This is a genomic window from Teichococcus aerophilus (assembly GCF_014490485.1).
GTDB classification, from domain to species: Bacteria; Pseudomonadota; Alphaproteobacteria; order Acetobacterales; family Acetobacteraceae; genus Pseudoroseomonas; species Pseudoroseomonas aerophila.
In genome coordinates this window covers 77,459-93,956 of record NZ_JACTVA010000016.1, presented here as the reverse complement: position 1 = coordinate 93,956, position 16,498 = coordinate 77,459, and the positions used below count along the sequence as shown (strand labels likewise).

Annotated in this window: 13 protein-coding genes; 8 read left to right on the top strand and 5 right to left on the bottom strand. The window is 70.5% G+C overall.

What is annotated here, in order from left to right; translation table 11 throughout:
- Positions 1–403, bottom strand: a 403-nt coding sequence (locus IBL26_RS11115; RefSeq protein ID WP_206684193.1) for a hypothetical protein, incomplete at its 3' end; no start/stop codon positions are given.
- A gap of 158 nt (positions 404–561) precedes the next feature.
- Here IBL26_RS11115 and IBL26_RS11110 point away from each other — a divergent pair.
- Both IBL26_RS11110 and IBL26_RS11105 read left to right on the top strand, forming a co-directional pair.
- Positions 562–2,391, top strand: coding sequence for a transglycosylase domain-containing protein (locus IBL26_RS11110; protein WP_241749261.1), 1,830 nt, complete (start codon positions 562–564; stop codon positions 2,389–2,391).
- Positions 2,388–2,927, top strand: a complete 540-nt coding sequence (locus IBL26_RS11105) for a hypothetical protein (protein WP_187784549.1) — start codon at positions 2,388–2,390, stop codon at positions 2,925–2,927. Before IBL26_RS11110 ends, IBL26_RS11105 begins: the two co-directional genes overlap by 4 nt.
- A gap of 610 nt (positions 2,928–3,537) precedes the next feature.
- On the opposite strand, the gene IBL26_RS11100 is transcribed toward IBL26_RS11105, so the two are convergent.
- Together IBL26_RS11100 and IBL26_RS11095 are read right to left on the bottom strand one after the other, a co-directional pair.
- Positions 3,538–4,461 carry a dihydrodipicolinate synthase family protein gene (locus IBL26_RS11100; protein ID WP_187784548.1) on the bottom strand — a complete coding sequence of 308 codons (924 nt, stop codon included), beginning with the start codon at positions 4,459–4,461 and terminating at the stop codon, positions 3,538–3,540.
- On the bottom strand, positions 4,458–5,141 hold the full coding sequence (locus IBL26_RS11095; RefSeq protein ID WP_187784547.1) for a GntR family transcriptional regulator: 684 nt from the start codon (positions 5,139–5,141) through the stop codon (positions 4,458–4,460). The genes IBL26_RS11100 and IBL26_RS11095 overlap by 4 nt, the downstream gene beginning before the upstream one ends.
- Positions 5,142–5,452: 311 nt before the next feature.
- Between IBL26_RS11095 and IBL26_RS11090 the strand changes: the two genes are divergently transcribed.
- Entirely contained in the window at positions 5,453–6,598 is a 1,146-nt protein-coding gene (locus IBL26_RS11090) for an ABC transporter substrate-binding protein (RefSeq protein WP_187784546.1), read from the top strand.
- 525 nt (positions 6,599–7,123) lie between these two features.
- Here the strand turns inward: IBL26_RS11090 and IBL26_RS11085 are convergent.
- Entirely contained in the window at positions 7,124–8,461 is a 1,338-nt protein-coding gene (locus IBL26_RS11085) for an RsmB/NOP family class I SAM-dependent RNA methyltransferase (protein ID WP_187784545.1), read from the bottom strand.
- 144 nt (positions 8,462–8,605) lie between these two features.
- Between IBL26_RS11085 and IBL26_RS11080 the strand changes: the two genes are divergently transcribed.
- Both IBL26_RS11080 and IBL26_RS11075 read left to right on the top strand, forming a co-directional pair.
- On the top strand, positions 8,606–10,270 hold the full coding sequence (locus IBL26_RS11080; RefSeq protein WP_187784544.1) for an ArnT family glycosyltransferase: 1,665 nt from the start codon (positions 8,606–8,608) through the stop codon (positions 10,268–10,270).
- Between the two features lie 79 nt (positions 10,271–10,349).
- Positions 10,350–10,949, top strand: a complete 600-nt coding sequence (locus tag IBL26_RS11075; RefSeq protein WP_187784543.1) for a DedA family protein — start codon at positions 10,350–10,352, stop codon at positions 10,947–10,949.
- Positions 10,950–11,294: 345 nt separating this feature from the next.
- Here IBL26_RS11075 and IBL26_RS11070 read toward each other — a convergent pair whose 3' ends face one another.
- The gene (locus IBL26_RS11070; protein ID WP_187784542.1) at positions 11,295–12,155 is read right to left on the bottom strand and encodes a VOC family protein; all 861 of its coding nucleotides are present in this window, start codon (positions 12,153–12,155) and stop codon (positions 11,295–11,297) included.
- A 329-nt stretch (positions 12,156–12,484) separates the two neighbouring features.
- Here IBL26_RS11070 and IBL26_RS11065 point away from each other — a divergent pair, with 329 nt between their 5' ends.
- The 3 genes from IBL26_RS11065 to IBL26_RS25690 all read left to right on the top strand — a co-directional run bounded on the left by IBL26_RS11065 (position 12,485) and on the right by IBL26_RS25690 (position 16,464).
- The gene (locus IBL26_RS11065) at positions 12,485–13,252 is read left to right on the top strand and encodes an alpha/beta hydrolase (RefSeq protein WP_187784541.1); all 768 of its coding nucleotides are present in this window, start codon (positions 12,485–12,487) and stop codon (positions 13,250–13,252) included.
- A 631-nt stretch (positions 13,253–13,883) separates the two neighbouring features.
- Positions 13,884–15,338 carry a bifunctional D-glycero-beta-D-manno-heptose-7-phosphate kinase/D-glycero-beta-D-manno-heptose 1-phosphate adenylyltransferase HldE gene (hldE, locus tag IBL26_RS11060; protein ID WP_187784557.1) on the top strand — a complete coding sequence of 485 codons (1,455 nt, stop codon included), beginning with the start codon at positions 13,884–13,886 and terminating at the stop codon, positions 15,336–15,338.
- Between the two features lie 4 nt (positions 15,339–15,342).
- Complete coding sequence (locus IBL26_RS25690; protein WP_241749260.1) at positions 15,343–16,464, top strand: D-glycero-alpha-D-manno-heptose-1,7-bisphosphate 7-phosphatase; 1,122 nt, start codon at positions 15,343–15,345, stop codon at positions 16,462–16,464.
- Positions 16,465–16,498: the final 34 nt, after the last annotated feature.

Genomic DNA, 16,498 nt, shown 5'->3' with positions numbered 1-16,498 from the left:
GCTGGGCCGCCCGGGCGGGTGGGCGTGGCGCCGCTGCTTCGGCGCGGCTGCCGCGGGCCGGGCGTGGCGGGGTGGGTATGGCGGCGCTGCGGGGCGGCTGCACACGCTCCCGCGTCTCGCAGCGGGCCAGGCAGATCTGCACGTCACCGGTATTGTCCTGCCGGCGGGGCAGCAGGGCGCCGCATTGCTGGCGGCAGCTCTGGCTGTCCGTCATGCCAGGCGGCAGCTGCGCCTGGGCCGATGGCGCCGCGCACAGCAGCGCCAGCATCAGGCCCAGGGCGCGCGATGCGGGCGCAGCCCGGCGCAGCGCTGGCTTAACCGAGGGGTCGGCAGCGCTGGGCGGGCGCAGGGCCAGGCGGTCTGGCCAGGACCGGAAGCGTGCTGTGGGACCGCGTGCGAACATGACCTGCCCCAAGGCTCATCCCACGGCCATGCCGATGCGGCGGCCTGGCCGATTCACTGCCATGAAGGCCGTCGTCACGCCAGCAACAGGCGCAGGAAATTTTACACCAGGCGCCCGGCGAGGCCCCGCCATGCGGCCGCTTGCTGTAAGCTGTTGGAATGCGCCGCGTATCGGCCCGCGCCTCCCACGGCCCGGCCCCTTCCTCTCCCCCTGTTGCCGCCCCACGCACCACGCCGCGCCGGCGGGGCGGCCTGTTGCGCCTGTTCCGGCTGGTGGTGCTGCTGGGGGTGTGGGGCGGCCTCGCCTTCGGCGCCGCGCTACTGTTCTTCACCTGGGACATGCCACGGCCGGAGGAAGCGCTGGTCGCCACACGGCGGCCCTCCGTGACGCTGGAAGCCACCGATGGCCGCCTGCTCTCCACCAGCGGCGACCTGTATGGGGAGCGGGTGCGCCTGGCCGACCTGCCCGCCTTCGTGCCCGGTGCGCTGATGGCGGTGGAGGACCGGCGCTTCCGCAGCCATTTCGGCCTGGACCCGGTCGGGCTGGCGCGTGCGGCGGCGGCCAACTGGCGCGCCGGCCGCGTCGTGCAGGGCGGCTCCACCCTCACGCAGCAATTGGCGAAAAACCTGTTCCTGACGCCGGAGCGCAACATGCGCCGCAAGGTGCAGGAAGCCCTGTTGGCGCTGTGGCTGGAGAGCCGCTTCACCAAGGACCAGTTGCTGGAGATCTATCTCAACCGCGTCTATCTCGGCGCCGGTGCCTATGGGGTGGATGCGGCGGCGCGGCTGTATTTCGGCGTACCGGCGCGGCGGCTCTCGCTCTGGCAGGCGGCCATCCTGGCCGGGCTGCCCAAGGCGCCTTCCCGCTACAACCCGCGCGCCGCACCCGATGCCGCCATGCGGCGCGGGGCGGAGGTGCTGGACGCCATGGCCGCCGCCGCGCTGATCACTACCACCCGCGCCCGCCAGGAAGCCGAGCTCATGGTGCTGCCGCCGCGCCCCTCGGGCGATGCCGGCTGGTTCGCCGATTGGGTGCAGGACGACCTGGCGGAAAGCTTCCCTGGCACCGGGGACCTCGTGCTCCGCACCACGCTGGACCTGAAGATGCAGGCGGTGGTGGAGGCACGGCTGGGCGCGCTGCTGGCCGGGCCCGGCGCCGCTGCGCATGTCACCCAGGGTGCCGTGGTGGTGCTGCAGGCTAGCGACGGTGCGGTGCGCGCCATGGCCGGCGGGCGGGATTACCGCCAGAGCCCGTTCAACCGCGCCACCCTGGCCCGCCGCCAGCCGGGCTCCGCCTTCAAGCCCTTCGTCTGGCTGGCGGCGCTGGAACGCGGGATGGACCCCTCATCCACCGTGTCCGACCTGCCGCTGACGCTCGGCGGCTGGTCCCCCGGCAATGGCCGCTGGCGCGCACGGGGCGAGATCTCGCTGGAGGATGCGCTGGCGCACAGCATCAACACCTCCGCCGTCCGGCTGCTGCTGGCCGCCGGCGGTGCCAAGGCCGTGGCCGCCGTGGCGGAGCGGATGGGCCTGCACGGCCGCTTCGCCGACAATGCCTCCCTCGCCCTCGGCACGGCGGAGGTGACGCTGCTGGACCTGGTGGCCGCTTACGCGCCCTTCGCCAATGGCGGCCTGCGCGTCACCCCCTACGGCATCGCCCGCGCCGAAAGCGCGGAGCGCGTGCTGGCCGTGCCGCTGACGGCGCCCACCCGCGTCATCAGCCAGGAACACGCGGCGGAGATGCGCCGCATGCTGGCCGCGGTGGTGGAACGCGGCACCGGCCGCGCCGCCGCCGTGCCCGGCCAGCGCGTGGGCGGGAAAACAGGCACCACGCAGGATTCCCGCGATGCCTGGTTTGTTGGTATGTCCTCCCGCTGGGTGATCGGCATCTGGCTGGGCAACGACAACGCAACGCCGATGGACGACGTGAGCGGGGGCAGCCTCCCCGCCCGGTTGTTCAGAGACATTCTTGAGGAGACGGCCCGATGACCGATGCCGGCCAGGCGATGGCGGAGCTCGCCCGCCCCATGCAGCACGCGGTGAACAACCTGGTGATGGTGCTGCAGGCTAACATGGACAGCGTCATGGCCAGCCTGCCGCCGGAGGACCGAACCTCCATCCGGCTGGCGCGCGCCGCGCAGGCGGCTAAGGACATGGATGCGTTGCTGCGCGCCTTCCTGCGCCTGGGCCGGCCGGAAGAGAACGGCGTGCTGGATTCCGGCCGCTTCATGGCCTCCGTGCTGCCGGTGCTGACCCTGGCCGCCGGCAAGCCGGTGAAGCTGGACACCACCAGCACCGCCAACCTGGCCCCCCGCCGCCCGGCGATGGACCTGGCGTTGCTGGCCGCCTTCGGCGGCGCGCGGGAGCTGCCGCGGACCACGCCGCCGCACATCACCCTGGCTGGCAACACCCTGCTGCTGAACTGGGACCTGCCGGAAGGCTGCCGCAGCAGCCTGGAAGAAGCCGGCATCGCCGTGGATGCGCAGATGGGCGTCACGCGGCTGCTGTTCCCGATGGCGCCGTGAAAGGCTGATGTGAACTGGAATGTGGCCGCCCATCGGCGGCTTCCAGTCACTGAAGCCGCGCGGCCGGAAGAATGCAGCGGCTGCGTGATTCCAAATTTTCCTGCGAAATCCTGAAGGTTCTGAGGCTACAGGGCGACATTCAAGATTCAGGACGGATGTGAAGGTCAGGGGAATGAATTCCCCTGAAACCCCTTCTTTTTTCTGCGAGTGAAGAATGGGCCCTGTTGCCGCAGCGTGGCGCTGCCTCGGCAAAGCCTATGAGAATGTCACAGTCGCGGTGAACGCGCCGATGCTGGAAGCCATAGGCCTGCAGCACGATGCCGCCGGGATCAAAAAGCCCAACACCGGCAAAATCCAACCGCGAAAAACTCGAAAAAGGAAGATGGGGTCCGGGGAATTCCTTCCCCGGCCTTCGCTACGCCTGTCAGCGAGCACTGGGTTCTCAACGCAACCAACGCAGCCAGAGAGGTCCAGAGATCGCGCAACGCCAAAGCAGCGCCATCACTAAACTCGAAGAAAAAAGAAGGGTCCCGGGGAATTCCTTCCCCGGCCTTCACCCACCCCAGAATGGGGAGGAAGCCGCGGCCCATAAACGCAGGCCGCAGCCAGTTCACTCCGCGGCGGCGGCCTGCAGGATGCCCCACTGGGCCAGCAGGGCGTGCAGCGTCTTCGCGCTTTCCGGCGCCAGCGGCCAGGCGGCGGGCGGGCGGGCGTGGCCGACATCGACACCGGTCAGCGTCAGCGCAGACTTCACGACCGACACGTTGGTGCCGTTCTGCTCTTCCGAGCGCAGCGCCTCGAAAGTCTCGATGCTGGCGATCGTCTCGTTGGCCGAGGCGTAGTCGCCCCGTGCCAGCGCATCGCGGATCGAGACGGAGCGCTCCGGCAGCAGGTTGATCAGGCCGGAGGTAAAGCCCTTGGCGCCGACAGCGGTCATCGGCGGGGCCCAGGGCTCGGCCAGGCCGCAGACGAAGTTGATGCCGGGGCCGACGCGGTGGATGGCCTTCGCCAACGTCATGACGTTGGGCGTCGCCCACTTCACGCCGGCGACGCCAGGAATCTTGCAGAGCTGCTCGATCGCCGGCAGGCCGATGGCGTCGTTGCGGAGATACAGCATCACCGGCAGGCCGGCGGCATCCGCCACGCGCTTGACGTATTCCACCACGCCGCGCGGCGCGACGAACGGATCGGGCGGCTGGTGGATCATGATGGCGTCGGCGCCATCGGACTTGGCGCGCGAGGCGAGGTGCACCGCATCCTTCACGCTGCGGCCGACACCAGCGATGACCAGGCTGCGGCCGTTGATCAGCGCCGGCACCTCGGCCTGCATCTTCTCCGCCTCGGCGATGGAGAGGCTGTAGAACTCACCGGTGTTGCCGTTGATGGTCAGGCCATCGACGCCGGCCTTTGCGCAGCGGTCGATGATCGGCACCAGGCGCTGCGGCACCGGGCGGTCCTCGGTGTCGAAGGGCGTGACCAGGATGCCGGAGATGCCGGACAGGGCGGCGCGGGTGCGCTCGGGGGTGACGGTCATTCCGTGGTTTCCTCTTGTCGTTGGGGAAAGGCGAGGGTCATGGAGCGCAGCGTGTGCGCCCGCATGCGGGTCTCCGCCGCGGCGGCATCGCCCCGGCGGATGGCGGCGACGATGCCGGCGTGCTCGCGCAGCGCCCGCCCCGGCTCCTCCGGCCGCGCGGCCAGGATGCGGGTGCGGGTCAGCTCGTCATAGCCGCGGATGGATTGCAGCGTGCGCGTCAGCACCGCATTGCCGGCGATGGCCAGGATGGCAGCGTGCAGCGCGTCGTTCGCCTCGGCCAGCGCCGGCAGGTCCTGGGTGCGGGTGGCGTCGCGCATTGGCGCCAGATGCGCCTGCAGTTGCGCGGCCTCGGCCTTGCTGGCGCGCTCTGCCGCGAAGCCGGCGGCCAGGCCTTCCAGCGCGGCGCGGATGCGGCCGAGCTGGCGCAGCTGGTCCGGCCCCAGATCAGCGACGAAGCTGCCACGGCGTGGATGGGTATGGACCAGCCCCTCGGCCTCCAGCCGCCGCAGCGCATCCCGCACCGGGGCGGCGGAGACGCCGAGCATCTCGGCCAGTCCGCGTTCCGAAAGCCGGGCATGCGGGGCGAGGCTGCCGCTGGCGATCGCCTCCCGCAGCCGCGCATGCACGCGCTGCGCCAGCGGAGCGAGATCGGCGATCGAAAGAGGGGCGACGGTGTCCATCTGCCATCTGCTATAGCAGATGGGTTGCAGGGGCTTCAACGGGGATTTCCAGCAGGAAGGGAAGCAAAGGTTGGGGAAGTGAACTCCCCCAAGCCCCCTCCCTTTTTTGGGGTGTCTTGGCGCTGTTTTCGCAGAGGGCACCGCTGAAAGCAGGCGCGGCCGAACTCGAAAAAAGAAAAGAAGAGGGGTCCCAGGGGAGAATTCGTTCTCCCCTGACCTTCTGCTCCACCGTGCGACCCACGGCATCCTCGCCTATATCGGGCAGGCAGGGCGGCCCGGCCGCATGCACCCACTGACCGGAACCGCGCCGCATGCCCCACACTCCCCCCGGTTTCAGCCTGGATGCGCCCCGGCGCCGCGCCGTGCTGGGCGCGGCGGTGTCGTTGCTGGCCGCCCCGCGCCTGGCCCGGGCGCAGGGCGCGGTGACGGCGACGGACCTGCTGGGCCGCACCATTAGCCTGCCGCGCCCGGCCCGCCGCATCGTCTGCCTGCCCGGCCGGCAGCTGGCCGTGCTGAACCTGCTGCACCCGGAACCCGCCGGGCTGCTGGCCGGCTGGTCCAACGACATGCGGATCGGCGCGGTGGCCGAGTACGCCGCCTACCGCAGCCGCTTTCCCGCACTGGAACGCGTGCCCGTGCTCGGCGCGGCGGTGCCGGACCCCGGCACGGTGGAGAAGATCCTGTCGCTCGGCGCCGACCTCGTCCTGGTCAGCCGCGCCGTGGTGCAATCGAGCGGCGGCATCGATGGCGCCATCCTGCGCAGCCTGAACGATGCCGGGCTGCCCTTCGCCGTGGTGGATTTCTTCGCCAGCCCTCTGCGCGATACCGTGCCCAGCCTGACCGCCATCGGCCAACTCATAGGCAGGGCCGAGCAAGCTCAGGCCCTGGTCGGCTTCTATACCGAGGTGCTGGACCGCGTGCGCGCCCGCACCGACGGCCTGCAAACCCGACCGAGCGTCATGATGCACGCCCATGCCGGCGGCACGCCCTGCTGCAACTCCCCCGGCCAGGGCACCTTCAACGCCTTCATCAACATGGCCGGCGGGCACAATATCGGCGCGGATATGCTGACCGGCGCGCTGGGCCCGCTCTCCCTCGAATACGTGCTGACGCAGGACCCGCAGGTCTACATCGCCACCGGCGGCTCCTATAACGGCCGCGGCGGCGTCATGCTCGGCGCCGGCATCGGCGCGGCGGAAGCGCGGGACAGCCTGCGGGAGGTCATCGCCGGCGCGAAGCTGGATTCCCTCACCGCCATGCGCGACGGCCGCGCCCACGGCCTCTGGCACGGCTGCAACGATACCCCGGCGCATATCGTCGCCATCGAAGCCATGCTGCGCTGGATCCACCCGGACCGCGCCCAGGGCCTCGACCCGGCCCGGAGCCTGGAAGCGCTGAACACCCGCTTCGCAGCGGTGCCGATGGAAGGCACCTATTGGGTGGATCTCAAGGGCTGAGCGGAGCGATGTCCACCCTCGGGCTTCTGGTGGGTGCCCGATCTATGCGGTGCTGCCGGGCGGCCTTGAGAGGGGCGCTGCCCCTCTCAAACTCTCCCCGCCAAAGGCCTGAGGCCTTTGGAAACCCATTCGTCGGCGCCCTGGGAAACAGGATAGCGCTGGGGGACTGTTTCAAAGGTCTGCTGGGGGCGCCTCAGAGTTTGCGCCTGTGCGTAGCCGGGCGTGCAGACAAGGGTGGTAGGGCGGTTGAAAGCGCGGCACAGGAAGGCCGCCATCACCAACCATAAGCCTCTCAGAAGAGGCTAAGACATTGTCCTACAAATAGATTAATTCTGACCTGCCGTGCCCTAGCCACGATTTACCAGATCGTGGGTGCAGGGGATCGTATCCCCTGCCGGGGGAGTTCGAGGGGGCAGCGCCCCCTCGATCCACCGCCCCCAAAAGGCGCCGCCCCCAAAGTAGAGAGCATCGCGAAGACAAAGATGGACGGCCCGGGGAACAATTCCCTCCCCTCGGCCTGCCCCCTTACCCCTTGCGGAATCGCGCGATGAAGAACCCGTCCATTCCGCCTTCCGCTTCCCACATGTCGGGCGTCGTCCGCAGCCAGCCCTCGTGGGTGATGGCGCGTTCCAGCCCTGGCACTTCCTCGGGGCGGATTGGGTCTGGCACCAGGCCGGCGGGCGGGTTGGCGGCCTGGGCCTCGCCTTCCTCCGGCTGGAGGGAGCAGGTGGCGAAGACCAGCCGCCCGCCCGGCGCCAGCAGCGTGGCGGCGTGGGCCAGCAGCGGCTTCTGTAGCCCGGCCAGGCTCGGCACGTCGGTCGGCCGCTTCAGGTACGGCACGTCCGGGTGGCGGCGGATGGTGCCGGTGGCGGAGCACGGCGCATCCAGCAGGATGGCGTCGAAGCGGGTGCCGGGGTCCCATTCGGCGGCATCGCCCTGCACCACGCGGGCGTCCAGGCCCAGCCGGGCCAGGTTCTCGCGCAGGCGCAGGATGCGGGTGGGGTCGCGCTCCACCGCCACCACGTCGGCGCCGGCGGCGGCCAACTGGGCGGTCTTGCCGCCGGGGGCGGCGCAGAGATCGGCCACGGCCAGGCCAGGCGTGACATGCAGCAGGCGGGCCGGCAGGGCTGCGGCGGCATCCTGCGCCCAGGCCGTGCCGTCGATGAAGGCCGGCAGCTCGGTAATGCGGGTGCCGGCGGGCAGGCGGGCGGTGCCGTTGGGCAGCAGGACGGCGCCTTCGGGAAGCTCGGTGCCCGGCTTCAGCGAGAGGTCCAGCGGCGCCGGCGAGCGATGGGAGCGGGCAATGGCGCGCACCCGGGTGCCGTAGGCCTTCTGCCACGCGGTCCAGAGCCAGCCGGGGGTGTCCAGCCGCTCGCCATCCAGGTCTTCCAGGGTCTGCGGGCCCTCGGCGGCCACCTTGCGCAGCACGGCGTTGACCAGGCCGGCGAAGGGGCGCGGCACCAGGTCCACGCAGCTGGCGACGGCGGCATGCGGCGGCGTGTTCAGCAGCAGCAGCTCCGCCGCGCCGATGCGCAGCACGTGCTGCACTTCCGGCGGCGGCTCCCGCCGCAGCAGCGGCTCCAGCACCGCGTCCAGGCTGCCCAGGCGGCGCAGCACGGCGGCGGCGATACGGTGGGCGGCGGCACGGTCCCGCGGGTCGGAGGGCGGCAGGGCGTCCAGTGCCTCTTCCATCGCGCGGTGGCGGTCCAGCACGGCGGTCAGCAGGGCCAGGGCCGCCACGCGGGTCGGGTTGCGCGGCGTGGTGGCCGGGCGGCGGCCACGGGCGGGCCGGCCCTGGGGGCCGTTCTGGTCCGGACGGCGTCCATGGGGCGGGGCGGAGGGGGGTGCTGCGGGTGGCTTCATCTCGCGCGCAGCTATGTCGCCTTCCGCCGCCGCGTGCTAGGGGTATCTCGGTCCGATGCGTGGCCATGCCCGCATGCCTGTCCCTCGCCCGATGCTCCACGGGGCGCCCGAATGGCCCCCCTCGCCCCCGAGGCCACCACTCCCATGCCGTTCCGTGACGTACTCGACCGCCTGCCGGAGACGCGTTGGCCGCGCCTCTGCCTGACCTTGCTGTGCCTGCTGCTGTGGCTGCCCGGCTTCTTCTCCCTGCCGCCGGGGGACCGGGACGAGAGCCGCTTCGCCCAGGCATCCCGCCAGATGGTGGAAAGCGGCGACTATGTCCGCATCCGCTATGGGGAGGAGGAGCGGAACAAGAAGCCGGTCGGTATCCACTGGGCGCAGGCGGCCTCCGTGCATGTGGCGGAGGCGCTGGGGGTGGGCAGCCGGGACCAGATCTGGCCCTACCGCGTGCCGTCCCTGCTCGGCGCGCTGCTGGGGGTGCTGGCCACCTTCCACTGGGGCCGGGCGCTGGTGGGGCGGCGTGCCGCCTTCCTGGCTGCGGCGATGCTGGCCTCCTGCCTGGTGCTGGTGGTGGAGACGCATATCGCCAAGACCGACGCGGCGCTGTTCGCCACCGTCGCGGCGGCAATGGGGTTGCTGGGCCGCGCCTACCTCTCCCCCGGCAACTTTACCGGGCGGCAGGCGGCGGCGTTTTGGCTGGTGATGGGCCTGTCCATTCTGCTGAAGGGGCCGATCGGGCCGATGGTGGTGGCGCTGGCGGTGGTGACGCTGGCCATCAGTGACCGTGCCGGACGCTGGCTGAAGGCGCTGCGCCCGGCCTGGGGTATCCCGCTGATGGTGTTGGTGGTGCTGCCCTGGTTCATCGCCATCGGCCTCGCCACCCAGGGCCGCTTCTTCGCCGAGGCGGTGGGCGGCGACATGCTGGCCAAGGTGAACTCGGGCGAGGAAGCCCATTGGGGCCCGCCGGGCTACTACATCCTCACCTTCCTGATCGCCGCCTTCCCCGCCGCCTTCCTGGTGCTGCGCGGCCTGCCCGCCGCGTGGCGGGACCGGCTGAACCCCGGCACGCGCTTCCTGCTGGCCTGGCTGATCCCCTCCTGGCTGGTGTTCGAGGCGGTGGCGACCAAGCTGCCCCACTACAGCCTGCCGATGTTCCCGCCGCTGATGCTGCTGGGCGCCGCCTGGGCGATGGACCCGTTGCGCCGCCCCGCCCCCGCCTGGCTGCGCTGGATCGGCACCTTCGCGCTGGTGCTGGGCGCCGCCGGGCTGGGCCTGGCCAGCGCGGTGCTGCCCTATTTGGCCGACCGCCGGATAGACCCCTTCGCATTGCTGGGCATCCCGGCCGCCGCCTTGTTCCTTTGGGGCGTGCTGGGGCAGTTGCGCGCGGGCCAGCCTGCCCGCGCCGGTCTGGCCGCCGCCATCCTGGCCATCCCGCTCTATGCCGTGGCAATGCAGGCGGTGCTGCCGCGCCTGTCCGCCCCCTGGGTCTCGCCCCGCGTGGCGGCCCTGCTGGCGCAGCGCGCGCCCGGCCTGCCGCCGTCGCAGTTCGGCATCGCCGGGTATCATGAGCCGTCGCTGATGTTCTCCACCGGCACCGGCACGCAGTTGCTCCGCAACGGTCCGGCGGCGGCGGCGTTCCTGGCCGAGGCTCCCGGCCGCTTCGCCGCCATCGGTGACCGCGACCTGGCGGCCTTCCAGGCCGAGGCACAGCGCCTTGGCCTGAACCTGCGGGAGGAAGGCGCCGTGGAAGGCTATAACTACACGCGCGGCCGGCCCATCGTGCTGCGGTTGTACCGCACCGCTTCATGAGGGAACCTTACGGCGTGACAGGCTTAATCCGACGCCACGGCGCCCCCGCGAGCGCGGCTGCCGCCGGGGAGACCGGCCGGTGATCGAGTGGGTGACGGGGATCGTGGAGAGCGCCGGGCTACCCGGCGTGTTCGCCCTGATGTTCCTGGAAAACCTGTTCCCGCCCATCCCATCGGAACTCATCATGCCGCTGGCGGGATTCGTGGCGGCGCGGGGTGGCATGTCGCTGTGGCTGGCCATCCTGGCCGGCACGCTGGGCAGCGTCATCGGCAACGGCGTCTGGTACGAGGTCGCCCGCCGCGTCGGCAGCGCCCGGCTGCGGCGGCTGGTGGAACGGCATGGCCGCTGGTTCGCAGTCTCCACCGACGAGCTGGACAGCGCCGAGGCCCGGCTGCGCCGCCACGGCCCGCTGGCGCTATTCTTCGGCCGGCTGCTGCCCGCCATCCGCACCCTGATCTCCATCCCCGCCGGGCTGGCCCGCATCCCGCGCCACGTCTTCTACCTGTGGACATTGGCGGGCTCGGCCCTGTGGGTCAGCGTCCTGGCTGGCGCCGGCTACCTGCTGCAGGAACAGTACAAGAAGGTGGAAGGACTGCTGGAACCGCTCAGCTACGTCGTCGTCGGCGGTGTGGTGCTGGCCTATCTGTGGCACGTCTTCCGCCGCCGCCGTTCCGCCTGAGGTGGCGCTAGGATCGAGGGGGCGCCGCCCCCTCCGGCTCCCCCGGCAGGAGGTACGAGCCCTTGCACCCGCGATCAGTGGTCTGCGGTTGGGCGGAAGCTAGAACGTGATGGCTTGAGTCTCATCAACGAAAAGCCTGAATCGCGTGAGCAAGCAAACACGGAGAGCACCGTACGTAAATGCATCATGCTCCAGCATGATATCTCATAAAAATAATAGCTTAAGCAGAAATCGCCTCATTCCCCGGGGCGTCCCGGACAAACGGGTTTCCAAAGGCCTCAGGCCTTTGGCGAGGAGAGTTTGAGAGGGGCAGCGCCCCTCTCAACGCCGCCTGTCGCGGCCTCCTTACGCCATCGCCATGGCCAGAGAGAGATGCAGCCGGTTCCCCCCCGGGTCTTCCGCCCGCAGCATTCCCGGGGCGTCCTCCACCACGCTGCCGCCAGCGCGCAGGGCATCGGCCGCGCGTTCGAAGGTGGCGCGGTCCGCTGCGCGCAGTTCCACTTCCAGCAGGCCGGTCAGCCCCGCCGGGCGCCGCGGGCTGCCGCCGGTGGCCCAGGTATTGGCGGCGATGTGGTGGTGGTAGCCGCCGGAGGAGAAGAAGGCGGCCTGCGGCATCTTCTGCATCACCGCCATGCCGAGGCCGGTATAGAAGGCCTCGGCGGCCGGCACGTCGTTGGCGCGCAGGTGGACGTGGCCGATGACGGTGCCGTCGCCGGGCAGGGCGGCGCCGGGCACGGTGGCCATCAGTGCCCGCAGGTCCAGCCGGTGGGTGACCATGGCGATGCCGCCGCCGGCCGCCATGGGCCAGGCAGCGCGGGGGCGGTCGGCATAGACCTCGATGCCGTTGCCTTCGGGGTCGGCCAGGTAGATGGCCTCGCTGACGCCGTGGTCGGAGGCGCCTTGTAGGGGCACCCGCAGGGCGGCGAGGTGGTACAGCCAGCCGGCCAGCGCATCCCGGCTGGGCAGCAGGAAGGCGGTGTGGAACAGGCCGGGCTCCTGCCCGCTTTCCGGCCGGGCGTCGGGGGTGTGCACCAGGTGCAGCAGCGGCCGGTCACCCGCCGCCAGGGTCAGCCGTCCGGCATCCGCGCCGGGAAGCGGCCGCAGGCCAAGCAGGCGCTGGTAGAAGCCCGCGACCAGGTCGAGATCGCGCACCGCCAGGGTGACGGTCGCGGCGTAGAGGGGGGCGGCGGTGGCGGTCTCGTTCATGGGTCTTGGCCTTCCTGCTGGCGTACAGGTGGGGCGGGCGGGACCGGAAGGGAAATGGTCTCGCTGAACGGCCGTCATTGCCAGGGTGAATGATGGTGGCCTGGGCGGTCGCTGTGTCCTGGATAGCCGTCGCCCGCCGGGCGATCGTCAAAAGCTCTACCTTAACAAAGGTGTCCTACACTGTACCGTATCGGTACGCTGCTCCATGCGCTCTTGCGGGCCTCAGCGCCGCACGGGCCGCCGGTAGTGTTTTCCCGCCCCAGGCCTTTGGCGATTTCGCCCGGCGCCCGCAGGCTCTACTGTCGCCCGCACATGCCCTGTCCCTCCCCATGATTTTCGACGGTTTTTTCCCCCGCGCCGCTTCGCGCCAGCCAGCCGAGACGCCCACGCTGCTGTTCCTGCACGGTGCCGCCTGCGGCGCCTGGGTCTGGCGACAAGGCTTCGCCGAGACCTGCGAGGCAGCCGGCTTCCCAGGCGAGGCCGTGCAGTTCGAACGTGTCGTGGAGCGCCACCCCGCCGGGTTAGGGGATTATGTGGCGCAGGTCCGCGCCGCCATGGCGCGGATCGGCGGGCCGGTGGTGCTGGTGGGGCATTCGCTGGGCGCGCTGGTGGCGCAGCGCCTGCTGCTGGAACCGCAGGTGAAGGGCGCGGCCCTGTTGGCCCCCGTGCCGCCCGAGGGCCTGTGGCTCTCCAGCACCCGGCTGGCGCTGACGGACCCCTCCCTCTGGGCGGAATCGGCGCGGATGGATGCACCGGTCGGGCAGGCCGACCCCTCCCTGGCCGCCACGCTGTTCAGCCCCGCGATGCCGGTGGCCGAGGCACGGCAATGGCTGGCCCGCATGGGCGGCGAATCCAGCAACGCCCTGCTGGAAGCCCAGGGGCCGCAACCGGTGCCGCATGGCTGGGTGCATGGCCGCCCCGTGCTAGTGCTGGGCGCATCGGAAGACCGGCTGATCTCGCACGACGCCGTGCAGCGCTGCGCCATGTGGCACAGCGCCACCCCGCGCTTCCTGCCCGGCATGGGGCACCTGATGATGCTGGAGCCCGGCTGGCCGGATGTGGCGCAGCTGCTGGTCGCCTGGTTGAAGGGGCTCTAAGCCGGGGAACTGACAGAGAAGGCAGGGGAAGGAATTCCCCGGGCCCCTTCTTTTCTTTTTTCGGGCGATTTGGGTCGGGCGCGGCTGTGGGGCTGCGCAGGTGATGAGTCATCGGGAGCTTCACGGTGCGGCTTGGCGCTTCGTGGCCTAGAAGCGGCGGCGCAGCTTTGGGCGCATGGCGCGATGAGATCTTCCCGGGCCGATAGCTTGTGGCTCGGCCAGATCACGCAAACATCCTGTGCCTGGCGCGTTGCTGGAGGGGCGTGACAGAAGCCAAGGGCCGCCGCGCGGCTCAAAAACCGGCGTGATGTTCGTTAAAGATTTCCACCCCCGGTGATCATTCAATAATCCCGACAAAACATACAAATTTACACTTCACAATTACGCCTTGTTTGCCCTTGCATTCATGTCATGCAATCCTTGCTGGTACAGGGTTTGCTGCCTGCTATGCTGCACCCCAACAAGAACACTCTGGGAGAAGCGGCCGTTCGGTTCGGATTCCGAAGCGGGCTGTTGTCATGTGCGGTTTCCCCCCGCGCCTGACCCCGTGGGCCACAGGTGGATGCGACAAGCATCGCCGGCACGCGAACGACGAGGGTTCGGGACCAGGCGTTGAAGGTGTGACGAGATGATGGATTTCCGCGGCCGGCGCATCATGTGCCTCGGCGACATTATGCTGGACCGCTTTTACTACGGGCGGATCGACCGCATCTCACCGGAAGCGCCGGTCCCCGTCGTGCGGATGAACGACAACCGCGCCATGCTGGGCGGCGTCGGCAACGTGGCCCGCAACATCTCCTCCCTCGGCGGTGAGGCCGTGCTCATCGGCCTGATCGGCGAGGACGTGGCGGGGCGCGAGATCGCCGCGCTGATCGAGGCCACGCCCGGGCTGGTCGACGCCAATATCCGCTCCCCCGGCCGCCCCACCATCGCCAAGACGCGCATCATCGCCAGCCAGCAGCACGTGGTGCGGCTGGATGAGGAAGTGGCCGACGCCATCGGCGCCGACGACATCGCCACGGTGCAACAGCGCGTCACCGCCCTGCTGCACGACTGCCACGCACTCATCATCTCCGACTACGCCAAGGGCCTGCTGGTGGAGGAAGTGGTCAGCCACGCCATCGCCAGCGCCCGCGCCCTGGGCCTGCCGGTGCTGGTGGACCCCAAGCGCGACGACTTCACCTTCTATGCCGGCGCCACAGTGATGACGCCGAACCTGAAGGAACTGCGCGCCGCCGCCCGCTGCCCGGTGGAGACGGAGGAGCAGGTGACGGACGCCGCCACCCGGCTGATGGCGCAGGCGAAGGTGGATGCCATCCTCGTCACCCGCTCCGAGAAGGGGATGATGCTGGTGGAGGCCGATGGCAGCGTGCACGCGGTGCCCGCCAAGGCGCTGGAGGTGTTCGACGTCTCCGGCGCCGGCGATACCGTCATCGCCGTGGCCGCACTCTGCATGGCCGCCGGTAACGCGCTGCCGGCCTCCATGCGCATCGCCAACGCGGCGGCGGGCGTCGTGGTCGGCAAGCTCGGCACCGCGACCGTATCGATCGAGGAACTGCACGCGGCGGCCGAGGCGGATGCGGCGCAGGCCGGCAGCTCCGGCGTCAAGATCGTCACCGCCGGCCAGGCGGCCGGCGTGATCGAGACCTGGCAGCATCGCGGCCTGACCGTCGGCTTCACCAATGGCTGCTTCGACATCCTGCACCGCGGCCACGTGACGCTGCTGCAGGCGGCGCGCGATGCCTGCGACCGGCTGGTGGTGGCGCTGAACACCGATGCCAGCGTGCGCCGCCTGAAGGGCGAGACCCGGCCGATCAACGAGCTGGAGGACCGCGCCGCCGTCCTGTCCGCACTGCGCTCCGTCGATCTCGTCGTCGCTTTCGACGAGGACACGCCGCTGGAGCTGATCACCCGCCTGCAGCCGGACATGCTGTTCAAAGGTGCCGACTATACCGTGGAGACGGTGGTGGGCGCCGACGTGGTGCTGGCGCGCGGCGGCAAGGTGGAATTGCTGGACCTGGTGCCCGGCCGCTCCACCAGCAACATCATCGCCCGCAGCCGGGCGCTGAGCGCCGTGGCGGATTGAACCGATGAGCAGCACGCTGCAGGACGCGCCCCAGGCCGGCAGGCCGGATGCCGACGGGACGGTGGAGCAGGACATCCGCTTCGCCGCCCCGGCCGCCGTGCTGCTGGCCACCGGCCAGCCGGTGCAGGACGAGGCCTTCCTGCCCGTATTGCTGGCGGAGGCCGCGCGCTTCGGCCTGGGCCACGTCGTGGCCGTGCTGCCCGCCGGCCAGCCCCACGCGGCGTTGGACGCGATGGCGACAGCCCGTGGCGTAACGCTGCATATTCGCGAAACCACGGCGGCGCCGCGCAGCCTCGGCGCCCTGCGCGCCGCCTTGCCGGTGGTGACGGATGGCTTCCTGCTGCTGGATGGCGCCGGGGTGGCGGAGAGCAACCTGCTTGCCCTGCCGCTCCATGCCGGCGAGGCACCGGCCGCGCTGGTGATGCGTCCAGGCCCCACAGCGGGCTGGGCCGGCGCCGCCTGGATGCGCGCCGGGCTAGCCGCCAGCCTCGGCGCCGACGAGATGCCATTGCACCAAGCACTGCCCCCGCTGCTGGCCAGCGGCCAGGCACGCGGGCTGGAGGCATCGGGGCGCTGGCTGGACCCCGCTACCACCCACGCTCTGCCCCCCCGCCCCGCCGCCTTCCTGGACCGGGACGGCGTGCTGATCGTCGATGACCATTATCCGCATGATCCGGCCAAGGTGCAGTGGATTCCCGGCGCGTGGCAGGCGGTGCGGCGGCTCAATGAAGCAGGGTATTTCGTCTTCGTGGTGACCAACCAGGCCGGCGTCGGCCGTGGCTATTACACCGAGGCGACGGTGCGCCATCTGCACCGCTGGATGGCCGCCGAGATGGCGCAGGCCGGCGCGCATATCGACGCCTTCGAATACTGCCCGCACCACCCGGAGGCCGATGTGGCCGCCTATCGGCGCAGCTGCCACCGGCGCAAGCCCGGCCCAGGCATGATCCTGGACCTGATGGCGCACTGGCCTGTGGAGCGCGCGGGCTCCTTCATGATCGGCGACCGCTCCACCGACGTCGCGGCCGCCGCGGCGGCAGGGCTGCCGGGGCATTTGTTCCCGTCGGATGATTTGGACCGGATGACAACAATAATACTCAGCGCAAGCAATTTTTCTGGCGTTTGATTCAGGCGAGCGGAGCGAAAGCAGGAGAATGGGC